Source organism: Xanthomonas sp. LMG 12459 (assembly GCF_009192905.1).
Lineage (GTDB): Bacteria > Pseudomonadota > Gammaproteobacteria > Xanthomonadales > Xanthomonadaceae > Xanthomonas_A > Xanthomonas_A sontii.
This window is the reverse complement of record NZ_NSGT01000006.1, coordinates 25,764-41,660: the sequence shown is the minus strand read 5'-3', so window position 1 is coordinate 41,660 and position 15,897 is coordinate 25,764. Positions and strand designations below refer to the sequence as shown.

11 protein-coding genes are annotated in these 15,897 nt (G+C 67.6%); 5 read left to right on the top strand and 6 right to left on the bottom strand.

Translation table 11 applies throughout. The features are described from left to right. Window positions 1–135: 135 nt before the first annotated feature. The gene (locus CEK65_RS02155; protein WP_152180620.1) at window positions 136–1,680 is read right to left on the bottom strand and encodes a BCCT family transporter; all 1,545 of its coding nucleotides are present in this window, start codon (window positions 1,678–1,680) and stop codon (window positions 136–138) included. Window positions 1,681–1,848: 168 nt separating this feature from the next. Here CEK65_RS02155 and betI point away from each other — a divergent pair, with 168 nt between their 5' ends. From betI to CEK65_RS02130, 5 genes are all read left to right on the top strand, one after another. Continuing rightward, a complete protein-coding gene (gene betI / locus CEK65_RS02150; RefSeq protein WP_017913893.1) occupies window positions 1,849–2,439 on the top strand; it encodes a transcriptional regulator BetI in 591 nt (196 codons plus the stop codon). Between the two features lie 39 nt (window positions 2,440–2,478). Continuing rightward, window positions 2,479–3,951, top strand: coding sequence for a betaine-aldehyde dehydrogenase (gene betB, locus CEK65_RS02145; protein WP_017913892.1), 1,473 nt, complete (start codon window positions 2,479–2,481; stop codon window positions 3,949–3,951). 90 nt (window positions 3,952–4,041) lie between these two features. Next, window positions 4,042–5,724: a choline dehydrogenase gene (betA, locus tag CEK65_RS02140; RefSeq protein WP_017908733.1), complete on the top strand. Its 1,683-nt coding sequence runs from the start codon at window positions 4,042–4,044 to the stop codon at window positions 5,722–5,724. Between the two features lie 230 nt (window positions 5,725–5,954). Next, window positions 5,955–7,640 (top strand): long-chain fatty acid--CoA ligase, encoded by a 1,686-nt coding sequence (locus CEK65_RS02135; RefSeq protein WP_017908734.1) that lies wholly within the window; start codon window positions 5,955–5,957, stop codon window positions 7,638–7,640. A gap of 149 nt (window positions 7,641–7,789) precedes the next feature. Beyond that, a complete protein-coding gene (locus CEK65_RS02130; RefSeq protein ID WP_017908735.1) occupies window positions 7,790–8,659 on the top strand; it encodes a crotonase/enoyl-CoA hydratase family protein in 870 nt (289 codons plus the stop codon). Between the two features lie 66 nt (window positions 8,660–8,725). On the opposite strand, the gene CEK65_RS02125 is transcribed toward CEK65_RS02130, so the two are convergent. From CEK65_RS02125 to CEK65_RS02105, 5 genes are all read right to left on the bottom strand, one after another. Next, window positions 8,726–10,903, bottom strand: coding sequence for an ATP-binding protein (locus CEK65_RS02125; protein ID WP_152180619.1), 2,178 nt, complete (start codon window positions 10,901–10,903; stop codon window positions 8,726–8,728). Window position 10,904: 1 nt separating this feature from the next. Beyond that, the gene (locus CEK65_RS02120) at window positions 10,905–12,041 is read right to left on the bottom strand and encodes a two-component system response regulator (protein WP_043086876.1); all 1,137 of its coding nucleotides are present in this window, start codon (window positions 12,039–12,041) and stop codon (window positions 10,905–10,907) included. Between the two features lie 147 nt (window positions 12,042–12,188). Then, window positions 12,189–13,706 carry a lysine--tRNA ligase gene (gene lysS, locus CEK65_RS02115; protein ID WP_148828371.1) on the bottom strand — a complete coding sequence of 506 codons (1,518 nt, stop codon included), beginning with the start codon at window positions 13,704–13,706 and terminating at the stop codon, window positions 12,189–12,191. A gap of 94 nt (window positions 13,707–13,800) precedes the next feature. After that, window positions 13,801–14,926 (bottom strand): peptide chain release factor 2 gene (gene prfB / locus CEK65_RS02110; RefSeq protein ID WP_100224025.1). Its coding sequence is split into 2 segments (ribosomal slippage): window positions 13,801–14,850 and window positions 14,852–14,926, totalling 1,125 coding nucleotides; the frame shifts between segments, so codons are not numbered across the junction. Window positions 14,927–14,994: 68 nt separating this feature from the next. After that, a complete protein-coding gene (locus CEK65_RS02105) occupies window positions 14,995–15,891 on the bottom strand; it encodes a LytTR family DNA-binding domain-containing protein (RefSeq protein WP_226980446.1) in 897 nt (298 codons plus the stop codon). Window positions 15,892–15,897 lie beyond the last annotated feature (6 nt).

Sequence of the window (15,897 nt, the reverse complement as noted above, 5' to 3'; positions counted from 1 at the left end):
AAGCGTGCCGGCTCGCCCACCACGGCGGCCTGCTGCAGTACGTGCTGCGTCAGTTGGCTGCGCGCCGATCCGCCCGCGGGTGTCCGACAGCGGAAGCCCGGCCCCCGCGACTGCGCGGGGGCGCTGCGCGGTGGCTCAGGGCACGTCCTCGTCGCTGCGCAAGGCGCGCAGCAAGCCGATCATGTACAGCACCAGGATGAACGAGAACGGCAGGCCGCACAGCACCACCGCGGTCTGCATCGCGGTGAAGTTGCCGGCCAGCAGCAGTCCGATGCTGGCCACCGTGATGCCCGCCGCCCAGAACACGCGCAGCCAGATCGGCGCATCGTGCTCGTCCTCCGTGCCGCCCTCGACCCGACGCGTACACAGGTTGGCGATCATCAAGGTGCCCGAATCCACCGGGGTCAGGAACAGCACGAAGCCGATCACCACCGCGGCGCCGGCCACGTACGGCGCGGCGGGCAGATATTCCAGCAGCTTGAACAGGGTCATCGCCGCATCGTGCTGCGCCACCTGGCCCAGAACCGCCTGGCCATGGTTGAGCACCAGATCGATCGCGGTGTTGCCGAAGATCGACAACCACGCCAGGGTGAAACCCAGCGGGATCAGCAACACCCCCAGAATCACCTCGCGAATGGTGCGGCCGCGCGAGATCCGGGCGACGAACAGCCCCACGAACGGCGCCCAGGCGATCCACCACGCCCAATAGAACAGCGTCCACGAGCCGAGCCAGGTGCGCCCGTTGCGATCGTTGAGATACATCTCGAAGCTCTTGCGCACGAACGCGGCCAGATAGTCGCCGGTGTTCTGCACCAGGCCGTCCAGCAGGTGCAGGGTCGGCCCGGTGCACAGCACGAACAGCAGCAGCACGCACAGCAGGCGCACATTGAGGTTGGACAGCCAGGCGATGCCCTTCTCCACCCCGGCGACCACGCCCAGCGTCGCCACCGCCATCATCGCCAGCACGATCAGCACCAGCACCTGCGGGGTATTGGGAAGGCCGAACAGGTAGACCAGGCCCGATTGCAGCACCAGCGCGCCGATGCCCAGGTTGGTGACCATGGAGATCAGCGTGGCCAGGATGCCGAAGCCATCCACCATGTCGCCGATGCGGCCATGCACGCGGTCGCCGAAGACCGGCTGCAATGCCGAGCGCAACGCCAGCGGCAGGTTGCGGCGATAGGCGAAATACCCCAGCGCCACGCCCACCAGCGCGTACAGCGCCCAGCCGTGCAGCCCCCAGTGCAGAAAGGTCAGCACCAGCGCCTCGCGCGCGGCCGCCGCGGTGCCGCCAGGCTGTCCGGGCGGGCTCAGGAAATGATCCAGCGGCTCGTAGGCACCGTAGTACAGCAGCGCGATGCCGATACCGGCGGAAAACAGCATCGACACCCAGGCCACGTAGCCGAACGCCGGCACTTCGTCGTTGCGGCCCAGGCGGATGCGCCCGTACGGCGAAGCCGCCAGCCACAGCACGAACCCCAGGCACGCCACGATCAACACCATGTACCACCAGCCGAAACCGGCCGACACCCCGGCCTGCGCCCATTGCAGCCAGTGTTCGCTGGCCTCGGGGAAGAGCACGGTGAGCAGCCCGAGCACGCCGATGGACAGCGATGCGCTGAAGAACACGAAGCGATTCAGGCGCAGGGCCGAGCGCTTGGGAGGAGCCTGGAAAGACATGCAGTTGTCTCATCGGTCCGGATGGGCGCATGGGCAAGGCCGGACCGGAAACCGGGCCCATGGCGTGGGGGGCGGGTGCATCGTATGGTTTATTGATTGAACGTTCAATCAATAAAAAGCATAATGGCCGCCAGCCGATCCCGTGGGATCGAAGACCGTGGAGCCGCGATGCCCAAGAAAGGCGTGGAACCGATCCGCCGCGAGCAGCTGATCCGTGCCACTTTCCAGACCATCGACGAGATCGGCATGGCCGATGCGACCGTCGCCACCATCGCCAGGAAGGCCGGGCTTTCCAGCGGCATCGTCGCCCACTACTTCGGCGACAAGGACGGCCTGCTCAATGCCGCGATGCGGCAGATCCTGCGCGATCTGCGCGCCGCGGTGTCGCGCTGCCGCGGCGCGTCCGAGGACACCCCGCGTGCGCAACTGCGCGCCATCGTCGATGGCAATTTCGACGACAGCCAGGTCAACGGCGCGGCCATGCGCGTCTGGCTGACCTTCTGGGCCGCGAGCATGCACCAGCCGGAACTGGCGCGGCTGCAGCGGGCCAACGATCAGCGCCTGTTCTCCAACCTGTGCCATCAGTTCAACCGGGCGCTGCCGCGGGCGCAGGCGCGCCAGTCCGCGCGCGGGCTGGCCGCGATGATCGACGGCCTGTGGTTGCGCGGCAGCCTGGTCGGCGCCGCCTTCGATACCGGCAAGGCGCAGCGCATCGCCTACGAATACATCGACTTCCAACTGCGGGCCGACACGCCCTGACGCGCGCCTGCCGCGCCCACCGCCTTTCCAGGAGCCCCCATGACCGCCCTTCCCGTCCAACAGCTCTACATCCACGGTCGCCTGGTCGATGCCAGCAGCGGCAGGACCTTCCAGACCGTCAATCCGGCCAACGGCCAGGTCCTGGCCGAGGTGCAGATCGCCAGCCAGGCCGACGTCGAGCGCGCCGTGCAGAGCGCGGCCGCAGGCCAGAAGGTCTGGGCCGCGATGACCGCGATGGAGCGCTCGCGCATCCTGCGCCGCGCCGTGGATCTGCTGCGCGCGCGCAACGACGCCCTGGCCCGGCTGGAAACCCTGGACACCGGCAAGGCGCTGAGCGAGACCACCAGCGTGGACATCGTCACCGGCGCCGACGTCCTGGAGTACTACGCCGGCCTGGCCACCGCGATCGAAGGCATCCAGTTGCCGCTGCGCGCATCGAGCTTCTTCTACACCCGCCGCGAGCCGCTGGGCGTGGTCGCCGGCATCGGTGCCTGGAACTATCCGATCCAGATCGCCCTGTGGAAATCGGCCCCGGCGCTGGCCGCGGGCAACGCGATGGTGTTCAAGCCGTCCGAAGTCACCCCGCTGAGCGTGCTGGAGCTGGCCAAGCTCTACACCGAGGCCGGCGTGCCGGACGGCGTGTTCAACGTGGTGCAGGGCCCGGGCCGCGAGATCGGCAACTGGCTGACCGAGCATCCGGCGATCGAGAAGATCTCCTTCACCGGCGGCGTGGCCACCGGCAAGAAGGTGATGGCCGCCGCGGCCGCCTCCTCGCTGAAGGAAGTGACCATGGAACTGGGCGGCAAGTCGCCGTTGCTGATCTGCGACGACGCCGACCTGGACCGCGCCGCCGACATCGCGGTGATGGCCAACTTCTTCAGCTCCGGCCAGGTCTGCACCAACGGCACCCGCGTGTTCGTGCCGCGCCGCATGCTGGCCGCGTTCGAGGCGGCGCTGGTCGAGCGCGTGCAGCGCATCCGCATCGGCGACCCGATGGCGGCCGCCACCAACTTCGGCCCGCTGACCAGCTTTGCGCACATGGAGAATGTGCTGCGCTACATCGACAGCGGCAAGGCCGAAGGCGCGCGCCTGCTGATCGGCGGCGGCCGCGCCAGCGCAGGCGCGCTGGCCGACGGTGCCTACGTGCTGCCGACCGTGTTCTCCGACTGCCGCGACGACATGCGCATCGTCAGGGAAGAGATCTTCGGGCCGGTGATGAGCCTGCTCGCCTACGACGACGAGGAAGAGGCGATCCGCCGCGCCAACGCCACCAGCTTCGGCCTGGCCGCCGGCGTGGTCAGCAAGGACATCAGCCGCGCCCACCGCATCATCCATCGCCTGGAAGCCGGCATCTGCTGGATCAACACCTGGGGCGAATCGCCGGCCGAAATGCCGGTCGGCGGCTACAAGGAATCGGGCGTCGGCCGCGAGAACGGTCTCTCGACCCTGGCCCACTACACCCGCGTCAAGTCGGTGCAGGTCGAACTGGGCGACTACGCCAGCGTGTTCTGAGCCGCGCCCCCCTCGTCCGGCCGACGCGCCGATCCGACCTTCCGCCGGGACGCCTGCGCGCAGCGCGCCCCGGCCTGCTGGAGAACCGTCATGAAGACTGCCCAAGCGTACGACTACATCATCATCGGCGCCGGCTCGGCCGGCAACGTGCTGGCCACGCGGCTGACCGAGGATGCCGATGTCAGCGTGCTGTTGCTGGAAGCCGGCGGCCCCGACTACCGCCTCGACTTCCGCACCCAGATGCCGGCCGCGCTGGCCTTCCCGCTGCAGGGCCGGCGCTACAACTGGGCGTACAAGACCGACCCGGAGCCGTTCATGAACCACCGCCGCATGGACTGCGGCCGCGGCAAGGGCCTGGGCGGCTCCTCGTTGATCAACGGCATGTGCTACATCCGCGGCAACGCGATGGACTACGACAACTGGGCCGGCATGCCGGGCCTGGAAGACTGGACCTACCTGGACTGCCTGCCCTATTTCCGCAAGGCCGAAACCCGCGACATCGGTGCCAACGACTACCACGGCGGCGACGGTCCGCTGCGCGTGACCACGCCCAAGTCCGGCAACAACCCCCTGTTCGCGGCGATGATCGAAGCCGGCGTGCAGGCCGGCTACCCGCGCACCGACGACCTCAACGGCTACCAGCAGGAAGGCTTCGGCCCGATGGACCGCACGGTGACGCCGCACGGGCGCCGCTCCAGCACCGCACGCGGCTACCTGGATCTGGCCAGATCGCGGCCGAACCTGACCATCGTCACCCACGCGCTGACCGACCGCATCCTGTTCTCCGGCAAACGCGCCATCGGCGTGCAGTGGCTGCGCAACGACGTGCTGCAGCGCGCCACCGCCCGCCGCGAAGTGCTGCTGTGCGGCGGCGCCATCGCCTCGCCGCAGATCCTGCAGCGCTCCGGCGTCGGCCCGGCCGACCTGTTGCGCGGGCTGGACATCGAGCTGGTCCACCACCTGCCCGGCGTCGGCGCCAACCTGCAGGATCACCTGGAAATGTACCTGCAGTACGAATGCAGACAGCCGGTGTCGCTGGCACCGGCGCTGAAGCTGTACAACCAGCCGGCGATCGGTGCGCAATGGCTGTTCCTGGGCACCGGCATCGGCGCCAGCAATCAGTTCGAGGCCGGCGGCTTCATCCGCAGCCACGAGGACTTCGCCTGGCCGAACCTGCAGTACCACTTCCTGCCGGTGGCGATCAATTACAACGGCTCCAACCCGATCAAGACGCACAGCTTCCAGATGCACGTGGGGTCGATGCGCTCGCCCAGCCGCGGCCGCATCCACATCGTCTCCAAGGACCCGCGTCAGCATCCGAGCATCCTGTTCAACTACATGTCGCACGAACAGGACTGGCGCGAGTTCCGCGCCGCGGTGCGGATCACCCGCGAGATCTTCGCGCAGCCGGCGCTGGCGGCGTACAGCGGCCGCGAGATCTCGCCGGGGAGCGAACTGCGCAGCGACGCGCAGATCGACGCGTTCGTGCGCGAACACGCAGAGACCGCCTACCACCCGTCGTGCTCGAACAAGATGGGCCACGCCGACGATCCGATGGCGGTGGTGGACGGCCAGGGACGCGTGCACGGCCTCGAAGGCCTGCGCATCGTCGATGCCTCGATCATGCCGCAGGTGGTGACCGGCAATCTCAACGCGCCGACGATCATGATCGCCGAGAAGCTGGCCGACCGCATCCGCGGCCGCCAGGCGCTGCCACGCAGCACCGCGCCGTACTACGTCGCCGATGGCGCACCGGTGCGCCGCACGCGCTGAGCCGGACCTAACCCGCGGTGGCGCTGCCGCCGGGCTGCGCGTGGCAGCATTGCTCGGGCCGGCACCGCCTACGCGCGCGCGCCAGTGGTGGCCGCGCGCCGCCGACGCGGCGCCGCAGCCTGCGGCCTTGCCCTGTTCGCCTTTGCCCTACGGAACGGTATGCTGCTGTCGTCGGTTCTGATGGATACTGTCCGCGCCGCACACATCACTACGTTTCCTGGAGGGGGAATATGAGTCTGGATCGTCCGTGGTTGCAGAGTTATCCGGCCGGCGTTGGCGCCGACATCAACGTCGACGAGTACCGCTCCGTCGCCGCGGTGTTCGAAAGCTCCGTGGCCAAGTTCGGAGACCGCCCCGCCTACTGCAACTTCGGCAAGACCCTGACCTACCGCGAGGCCGGCGAACTGGCCCGGCAATTCGCCGGCTACCTGCTGGGCGAACTGCAGCTCAAGAAAGGCGACCGCGTCGCCCTGATGATGCCCAACTGCCTGCAGTACCCCATCGCCACCTTCGGCGTGCTGCTGGCCGGCATGACCGTGGTCAACGTCAATCCGCTGTACACCCCGCGCGAACTGCGCCACCAGCTGATCGACTCCGGCGCCAGCGCCCTGGTGGTGATCGACAACTTCGGTACCACCGTGCAGGAAGTGCTCGCCGATACCCCCGTCAAACAGGTCATCACCACCGGCCTGGGCGACATGCTGGGCTTCCCCAAGGGCCCGCTGGTCAACTTCGTGCTGAAGTACGTCAAGAAGCTGGTGCCGGACTACGACATCCCCAACGCGATCCGCTTCCGCGACGCGCTGACGCTGGGCCGCCTGCACACGCTGCCTCAGATCGACATCGAACCGGACGACATCGCCTTCCTGCAGTACACCGGCGGCACCACCGGCGTGGCCAAGGGCGCGATGCTGACCCACCGCAACCTGGTCGCCAACATGCTGCAGGCCGGCGCCTGGATCTCGGCGACCGGCAAGCTGGAGGAAGGCAAGGAAGTCATCATCACCGCGCTGCCGCTGTACCACATCTTCGCGCTGACCGCGAACGGGCTGGTCTTCATGAAGCTCGGCGGGCTCAACCACCTGATCAGCAATCCGCGCGACATGCCGGGCTTTGTCAAGGAGCTGCAGAAGACCCGCTTCACCGCCTTCACCGGCGTCAACACCCTGTTCAACGGCCTGCTCAACACTCCCGGTTTCGACAAGGTGGATTTCTCCTCGCTGAAGTTCACCCTCGGCGGCGGCATGGCGGTGCAACGCGCGGTGGCCGAGCGCTGGAAGCAGGTCACCGGGGTCACCCTGGTCGAAGCCTACGGCCTCACCGAGACCTCGCCGGCGGCCTGCATCAACCCGCTGACCCTGACCGAATACAACGGCGCGATCGGCCTGCCGATCCCGTCCACCGACGCCTGCGTCAAGGACGACCAGGGCCAGGTCCTCGCCCATGGCGAGGTCGGCGAGCTGTGCATCCGCGGGCCGCAGGTGATGAAGGGCTATTGGCGCCGTCCGGAGGAAACCGCCAGCGCCATCGACGCCGACGGCTGGCTGCACACCGGCGACATGGCGCGGATGGATCCGCAGGGCTTCTTCTACATCGTCGACCGCAAGAAGGACATGATCCTGGTGTCCGGCTTCAACGTGTATCCGAACGAGGTCGAGGACGTCATCGCGATGATGCCCGGCGTGCTGGAAGTGGCCGCGGTCGGCGTGCCGGACGAAAAATCCGGCGAAGCGGTCAAGGTGGTGATCGTGAAGAAGGACCCCAACCTGACCGCCGACGAGGTGAAGGCGCACGCCCGCGCCAACCTCACCGGCTACAAGCATCCGCGCATCGTCGAGTTCCGCAAGGAACTGCCCAAGACCAACGTCGGCAAGATCCTGCGGCGCGAACTGCGCGACGCGCCGCCGCCGCAATAAGCAGGTCCGACGGGCGCCCACGCGGCGCCCGTGCAGGCGCTGGCGGGGCGAGTTCCGGCCGCGGCACCCGGGTGTAGCATCCGCCGGGTGGAAACGCACTCGCCCGCTGCGCCACGCCATCTCCGCGGGCGTCTTTCCGAGAGCCCGCCATGAGCACGATCGACACGCTGCCCCGTACCCGCGCCTACTCCAGCATCCGCATCGATGCGGACGGCGACGACGATAGCCATTGGCTGTACATGCATGCGAATCCGCAACTCGGAACGCGTCCCTGCTTCCATAGCCAGATGCTCGATGACGTCCTGGCAGCGCTGGAGGTCATGACGACGCGATCGCAGGCGCCCAGGAAGAGCGCGCTGCAGCATCTGGTCATCGCCTCGGACGCCAATGTCTTCAACCTCGGCGGCGATCTCGCGCTTTTTTCCGACCTCATCCGCCGCAAGGACCGTGCGCAACTGCTCGACTACGCCTATCGCTGCGTCAGCGGCGTCCACCAACTGCATCGCGGCCTGTCGGGCGATGTGCGCACCATCGCCCTGCTGCAGGGCGATACGTTGGGCGGGGGGCTTGAGATGGCGTTGGCCTGCCACACCATCGTTGCGGAGGAAGGCGTCACCATGGGCTTGCCCGAGGCGATTTTCGGGCTGATTCCCGGCATGGGCGCTTATTCGTTCCTGTGCAAGCGGGTCGCTCCGCATGTCGCCGAACGGATCATTCTGAGCGCCGACCTCTACAGCAGCGAGCAGATGCATGCGATGGGCATCGTCGATGTGCTGGTCCCGCGGAATCAGGGCATCGACCGCGTGAAGCAACTCATCCACGACCAGCGCCGCAACCCGCAGTCGTACCTGGCGATGAACGCCGTGCGCAATCTGGCGCAACCCGTGACGCTGCAGGAACTGCAGGCGATCACCGACATCTGGGTCGACTCCGCGTTGGCGTTGGACGAGAAATCGCTGCGCACGATGGATCGGCTGGTACGCGCGCAGACCCGGCGTGCGCGGGACGTCGCAGCCTAGGGCAAGACGTCAGCGGTCTGCGATCAGTGGTCGGCCCGGTGCCATGCCCGGGCCCTACTGCGGGCGTCAGCGCAGCTCGTTCTCTTCGGAACTGGCGCTGCGGCGCGCGCGCGCCTCGAGTACTTCCCTGCCCTCGGTCAGACTGGCATTGAGTGCCATCAATCGGGAGCGCCATTCGCTGCGCATCTGCCATTCCGCCATCTGCATCAGTTCGCCACCGAGGCTGGCCAACCGGATCAGGCCCAGATTGCTCGCCACGCCCTTGATCGCGTGGGCATGTTCGCGCAGGCGTTCCCAATGCTCCGCGTCGCCTGCGATCTGCATGCCGCCCAGACAGCCTTCGGCGTCGTTGAGGCACTGCGAAATGAACTCGCGCTCGAATCCCTCGCCCATGCCCAGCCCGGCCAGTTCGTCGAGCACAGAGGAATCCAGCACCCCTTCGGCGGTGGCACTCAACTGCCTGACCTGAGCCTCGCCCGAACCGCGCAGACGTCCTTCCACCGCGATGTCGGCCAGGGTATCCAGCAAACGGCTGGCCACCACCGGCTTGGCCAGGAACGTGTGCGCACCGGCCTGCTCGCAACGCTGGATCGCATCGGGCGTGACGTCCGCACTGAGCACCACCACAGGCGTCCGCGGGCCGCCAGCCTGCATGATCCGCAACTGCTTCAGCATGTCCAATCCGCTCATGCCCGGCATGTGCAGATCGACGATGACCCCGTCGAACTCGCTCTCCGCCAAGGCGTCCAGCACCGATTCGGCCCCTTCGACGCAGATCGGACGGTGACCGGCCTTCTGCAGCAGGCGCTGCAGCACCATGCGATTGGCGGCATGATCGTCGGCCACCAGAATGCGCATGCTGCGGATGCGTGCACGGTGGCGCAGGAAGGGATCGGAAAAGGCGATGACGTTCCCGGGCTGACCGTTTTCCTCGGGATGTTCGGCGGCAGCCGCTTCCGTTTCCGGCGCTTCCTCAACGCTGCTCGCAGCGATCTCGAAAGGCAGATCGAACCAGAACCGGCTGCCGCGCGGCAGGTTCTCCTGATAGCCGATACTGCCGCCCATCGATTCCACCAGGCCTTTGGCGATCGTGGTCCCTAGCCCGGTGCCCTCGTAACGCCGGGCCAGCCCCACATCCGCCTGCTCGAACGCATCGAACAACCGCGATCGCATCGATTCCGGCACCCCGATACCGGTATCGACAATATCGAAACTCAGCCACGTCCGCTCCGCGTCGCTGCGCAGCAGCTTGACCCGCACGTCGACGCGACCGGAATCGGTGAACTTGATCGCGTTCCCGGCCAGATTCAGCAGCACCTGGCGCAGGTGACCCGCATCGCCCAGCAGATGGTTCGGTACTTCAGCAGCGATGTCGACGAAATAGCCGATCGCCTTGGCCCGCGCCTGCGGCTGCAGGATCAGCCCGATCTGCTCCACGGTCTCGCGCAGCGAGAAGGCGCTCTTGTCGACGCGGACCTTTCCGGCCTCGATGGCGGAGATGTCCAGCACCTCTTCGACCAGCGAGAGCAGGCTCTTGGCAGAGGCCTGGATGGTGCTGACGCACTCGCGCTGCTCGGCATCGAGCCTGGTTGTCGACAGCACCTCGGTCATGCCCGAGAGGCCATTGAGCGGCGTGCGGAACTCGTGGCTCATGTTGGCCAGAAAGCGGCTCTTCGCCTCGTTGGCGCGCTGCGCTTCCTTGGTGGCCTGGGTCAACTGCCGCAGCAGCCCAGACAGATAGAGCGGCACCGCCAGCAGGCCGACGACCAGACCGATCCCCAGCCCAAGGTTGTTGCGCCAGTAGGGTGTCACCAGCACGGTGGTGCCGAAGCTGGTCACCCCCATGGCCACCGCCAGATACAGATACCGGTTGCCGTAGCGCAAACCGTTGCCGACCGTCACCCACAGCACCACGACGTACATCCAGGCCAGCGGCTCGCCCATGCCGATCATGGCCGCGGCGATCAGGCCGTAGTCGGCGATCATGCCGATGATCCGTCGCGTGTCGCAACGCTCCGGCCGCCACAGCAGCCAGGCCAGCACGCCCAGCGACAGCACCAGACCGGACGACACCACGGCGACCACGTTCAGGTACTCGCGCATCGGCAAGGTCGCCCGCGGACCCGGCAGCAACACGTAGCTCAGGATGATGGAGATCAGGATGATCCGCACCAGGGCCTGCGCATGCTCGGTATCCTTGCGCTCCGCGAACCGTTGCCGCACCCACGTGATCGCCGAGGTCATGTCAGACTCCTGGTCGCGCCGAGGCGGTGGAGAATTTCTCGCAGATCACCTGCAGTTGCTCGCGGCCGCGAAACAGCGCGTCCACGCAGCGCGGGTCGAACAGGCGGCCGCGCTGGGCGTAGAGATAGGCCAGCGTCGCATCCATGGTCCAGGCTTCCTTGTAGGGGCGCGGCGAGATCAGCGCGTCGAATACGTCGGCGACCGCCACGATCCGCGCTTCCAGCGGAATCGCCTCGCCGACCAGGCCGTCCGGGTAGCCGCTGCCGTCGTAGCGCTCATGGTGGCGCAGGGCGATCAGCGCGCCGACCTGGATGAAACGGTTCTGGCTGCCGCTGAGCAGTTCGTAGCCGATGCGCGGGTGCATGCGCATCACCGCCATCTCGTCCTCGTTGAGCTTGCCCGGCTTGAGCAGCACCGCGTCGGGAATGGCGATCTTGCCCATGTCGTGCAGGCTCGCGGCCATCTCGATGACCCGTACCTCGTCCTCGGACAGGCCCAGTTGCTCGGCGATCAGCCCGGCCACGTGCGCCATGCGTTCCAGGTAGGCGCTGGTGCCGACGTCGCGGTACTCGATGGCCCGCGCCAGCCGCGACAGGGTCTCGCGCTCGCGTTCCTCGACCTCGCGCATGCTGGCCAGCAGGCGCTGCTCCAGCGACATCGCGCGCTGCTTGATGTTCTCGCTCTGCAGCCGCAGTTGCAGCAGGTTGTGGCAACGCGCGCGCAGCTCGCGCGGGCGGATCGGCTTGACCAGGAAGTCGATCACCCCCGCTTCCAGCGCCGCCTGGCGGATCGGCTCGTCGCCGACCACGGTGATCAGGATGATCGGGATGTCGCGGTGCTTGGGCAGGCGGCGCAGGCGCCGCGCGAACTCCAGCCCGTCCATGCCCGGCATGCGGTAGTCGAGCAGCAACAGGTCGACCTTGCCGGCCTCGCACCAGGCCAGCGCGGCCTGCGAGTCGCCGAAGTCGCGCACGGTCAGTTCCGGGGCGATGTCCTCGATGACATGCCGCAGCATCGTCCGCGCGGAGGTCTGATCGTCGACGATGACGATGTTCAAACGATTGTCGCTTCCGTCCGCCCAGTGGAGACGGTCCCCGTTCGAGGACGCGCCGGAGAGGCTCATGCTGGCATCATGCATCTGCAATCCTCCGCCCGTCGCATCTGCGCGGGCTGCTGAGACGACAACGGGAACGCGCCGACGCTGACTCACCCCGGCCCGTCCACCTCACTTCCTTTTGCGTGCAACGCCTGGTGCAAGAACCGCGCCACCTCGTCCGCGGCTAGGTTAAGCCTCCGGACGCATGTACGGAAACAGCAGCACGTCACGGATCGAGCTGCTGCCGGTGAGCAACATTACCAGTCGGTCGATGCCGATGCCCAGGCCGCCGGTCGGCGGCAGCCCGACTTCCAGCGCCCGGATGTAGTCGGCGTCGAAGTGCATGGCCTCGTCGTCCCCCCCGTCCTTCGCCGCCACCTGGGCCTGGAACCGCGCCGCTTGGTCTTCCGGGTCGTTGAGCTCGGAGAAGCCGTTGGCGATTTCCTTGCCGTTGATGAACAGCTCGAAGCGGTCGGTGTAGCCCGGCTCGGTGTCGCTGGAGCGGGCCAGCGGCGACACCTCGACCGGGTGGTCGGTGATGAAGGTCGGCTGGATCAGGGTGTGCTCGACCGTGGCCTCGAAGATCTCCAGCAGCAGCTTGCCCCAGCCGTAGGACGGCTTGGTGCGGATCTTCAGCCGCTCGCAGTGGCGCAGCAGGGCCTCGCGGTCGGTGCAATCGGCGGCGCTGATCTCCGGGTTGTGGTGGCGCACCGCTTCGTCCATGCGCCAGCGGCGGAACGCCGGCGCCAGGTCGATGTCGGCGCCGTCCCAGTGCACCTGGGTGGTGCCCAGCACCTCGCGGGCGACGTCGCGGATGACGTTCTCGGTCAGGTCCATCACCTCGTGGTACGTGGCGTAGGCCTCGTACAGCTCCATCATGGTGAATTCCGGATTGTGCCGGGTGCTGACGCCTTCGTTGCGGAAATTGCGGTTGATTTCGTAGACCCGTTCCAGGCCGCCGACCACCAGGCGCTTCAGGTACAGCTCCGGGGCCACCCGCAGGTACAGGTCCAGGTCCAGGGCGTTGTGGTGGGTGGTGAACGGCTTGGCCGTGGCGCCGCCGGGGATGTAATGCATCATCGGCGTCTCCACTTCCAGGAAGCGGCGCGCGTCCAGCCAGGCGCGCATGGCGCGGATGATCTTGGAGCGCTTGACGAACACCTCGCGCGCCTCCGGCGACACGATCAGGTCGACGTAGCGCTGGCGGTAGCGCTGCTCCACGTCCGACAGGCCATGCCACTTGTCCGGCAGCGGCCGCAGCGCCTTGGTCAGCAGCCGCAGCCCGGTGGCCTTGATCGACAGCTCGCCGGTCTTGGTGCGGGTCAGCCCGCCTTCCACGCCGATGATGTCGCCGATGTCCCAGCCCTTGAAGGCGTCGTAGGCCTCGCCCAGGGCGTTGGCCTGCAGGAACAGCTGGATGCGCCCGGACTCGTCCTGCAGTTGCACGAAGCTGGCCTTGCCCATCACCCGCTTGGCCAGCAGGCGCCCGGCCAGGCGCAGGCTGCGGCCCTGGGCCTCCAGCGCCTCGGCGGTCCAGCGCTCGGTGTCGGCGAACTCGGCCTGCAGATCGCCGGCGAAGTCGCTGCGGCGGAAATCGTTCGGATAGGCCACGCCCTGCGCGCGCAGCGCGGCGAGTTTGGCGCGCCGTTCGGCGATGAGGCTGTTCTCGTCGACGGGAAGGGACGGCGCGGGGGTCTGCTCGGTCATGGGATGGGGGATGCGTGAGGAAGGGAAAGAATGCACCAGCCGGCGGGCCGTGTGCCGCCGCACGGCCTCCGTCGCCAGGACGGAGGCCGCCGGTTCAGGCGTCGCTGCGTTTCGCGCCGGCTTCCAGGCCGGACTTGAGGCTGGCCTCGACGAACTCGTCCAGGTCGCCGTCGAGCACCTTCTGGGTGTCCGAGCGCTCCACGCCGGTGCGCAGGTCCTTGATCCGGCTCTGGTCGAGCACGTAGTTGCGGATCTGGCTGCCCCAGCCGATGTCGGACTTGGTCGCCTCCACCGCATCGCGCTCGGCGTTGCGCTTCTGGATCTCCAGCTCGTACAGCTTGGCGGCGAGCATCTTCATCGCGTTGTCGCGGTTCTGGTGCTGGCTGCGCCCGGTCTGGCAGGCCACCACGATGCCGGTGGGCACGTGGGTGATGCGCACCGCCGACTCGGTCTTGTTGACGTGCTGGCCGCCCGCGCCGGAGGACCGGTACACGTCGGTCTTCAGATCGGCCGGGTTGATGTCGATGTCGATGTTGTCGTCCACTTCCGGCGACACGAACACCGAGGTGAAGCTGGTATGGCGGCGGTTGTCCGAGTCGAACGGCGACTTGCGCACCAGCCGGTGCACGCCGGTCTCGGTCTTCAGCCAGCCGTAGGCGAAGTCGCCCTCCACGCGCAGCGTGGCGGACTTGATCCCGGCCACTTCGCCGCCGGAGACTTCCATCAGCTCGGTCTTCCAGCCGCGCGACTCGCACCAGCGCAGGTACATGCGCAGCAGGATCTCGGCCCAGTCCTGGGCCTCGGTGCCGCCGGCGCCGGCCTGGATGTCGACGAAGGCGTTGCTGGCGTCCATCTGCCCGGAGAACATGCGCTGGAACTCCAGCTTCTCCACCTGTGCCTGGAAGCGGTCGACGTCGGCCAGCACCGCCTGAGCGGTGGCCTCGTCGTTCTCGCTCTCGGCCAGTTCCAGGAATTCCAGCGATTCGTTCAGGCCATCGAGCACGCTGGCGATGCCGCCGACGGTCTTCTCCAGGCTGGCACGTTCGCGGCCCAGGCCCTGGGCGCGCTCGGGGTCGTTCCAGACGTCGGGGCTTTCCAGCTCCCGGGTGACTTCCTCTAGACGCTCCTTCTTGGCGTCGTAGTCAAAGAAACCCCCGTAGCGACAGCACCCGATCGGACAGATCGGCGATGCGGTGGCGAATCGGATTGAGTTCGATCATTGCGGCATTTCCGGCAGACAAGAGCGCGATTCTAGCAACTCCGGCCGCCGCGCCACAGCGCCGCCGGACTACTCGATGGTCGCCGCCTCGCCCTCCCCGGCCGCCACGCGCAGCGCGGCGCGGTAGCGGCGGCTGCACGGCACCTGGCTGCCGTCGCGCAGGTGCACCCGCGCCTCGCCCGCCTCCAGCGGCTCGATCGAGACCACGCTGGCCAGGTTGACGATGTAGCTGCGGTGGATGCGCACGAACCGCGCCGGATCCAGCCGCGCCTCGATCGCGGCCATGGTGCTGCGCAGCGGGTAGTCGTGGCCGCGCACGCGCAGGTTGACGTAGTTGCCGGCGGCCTGCAGCCACTCGATGTCGGCCGCGGCGACCAGGAAATCGCGGCCCAGCTTGCGCACCAGGAAGCGCTCCGGCCGTTCCAGCGAGCCCACCGGCGGGCCGGCGTCGGGCGCGCCGAGCAACGCCGCTTCGCCCTGCCAGCGCCGCAACAGGAACCGGTACATCTCCACGCACAGCGCGATCGAGGCCAGGCTGCGCACATCCTTCAGATACTCGTAGGCCAGGCCCTGCAGCCACGGCCCGAAGTCGTAGTGCTGGCCCTGCAGGCGGTAGACCAGGCTGCGCAGGGCCACCATCCCCACCACATGCACTACCGACAGCACCACGCTGCCCAGCAGGTAGCCCGGCAGCCGGCGCCGCCAGGTGTCCCAGTGCAGCGGGTAGCGCCGGGTCAGCAGCACCACCAGCGGCACGATCAGCAGGAACATCAGTTGGCTGGACCACTCCCAGACCACCGGCTCCCAGGCGGCGAAGTGCAACCCGGTGGTGCGGATGTCGATCAGCACCGTGATGCTGTTGGCGGTGGCGTTGATCAGGGTCAGCGCGACCCAGAAGCCGATTTCGAAGCTGCGGCGCCAGGGCTGGAAACGGGAATAGGCGCTGGCGCCGGACGGATCGGACATGGTCGA